1 protein-coding gene is annotated in these 883 nt (G+C 42.7%); it reads right to left on the reverse strand.

From position 1 onward, the window contains the following. Positions 1 to 883, reverse strand: an 883-nt coding sequence (gene secY / locus RAC86_RS39275) for a preprotein translocase subunit SecY (RefSeq protein WP_377887017.1), incomplete at both ends; no start/stop codon positions are given.

Raw genomic sequence — 883 nt, forward strand, 5'->3', positions numbered from 1 at the left:
ATTGACCTGTACAAAAGCATAAAAGTACGTAAAGGCAATAATCAACGCAACATATATCGCCATACCCACCGGATGCGTATTATCAAAGTAGTTTTGAATCCACTTTGTCACATCGTTTGTTCCAAAGAAAGACGCGATCGTCCGCGGCGTTATCAAAAACGCAACCGCAAAGATTACCGGAATAACCCCTGCAGGGTTTACTTTCAATGGAAGGTGTGTAGACTGACCTCCGCCAGCAGGTGAACGACCTGTGCCTTTAGCATATTGAATCGCAATTTTCCGCACGGCTTGCTGAATGAAAATAACTCCAACAATAACTGCTAAAATCGCAATCACAAGAAGTCCGACTTTCACAATATGAATAAACAGCTGATCGTTGCTGCCGACAAATTGAGTCTCATATATTTGTCCAATTGTTTTTGGAATACTAGCCACAATCCCCGCGAAGATAATGATCGATATTCCGTTGCCTACTCCATGAGACGTAATTTGTTCTCCAAGCCACATTAAAAAGGCAGTTCCGCCAGTGAGTACTAAAGCAATGATAAGATATGTCGATATACCGGATTTTTCGATCAGCATACCGTTTGCCAGATTGTTGAATCCGTAAGACATACCTAACGCCTGGATGAAACCAAGCACAATCGTAAAGTACCTTGTGAACTGAGCTAATTTACGGCGGCCAACTTCACCTTGCTTAGACCACTCGGTAAACTTCGGCACAACATCCATCTGAAGCAGCTGAATGATGATCGAAGCTGTGATATAAGGAGTAATTCCCATTGCGAAAATGGAAAATTGGTAAAGCGCACCGCCGCCAAATGTATTAAGGAGATCAAAAACACCCATTTGAGACTGTGCCTGTAACACTTCAGCGTTAACA

The organism is Bacillus sp. LR_5 (assembly GCF_042709275.1).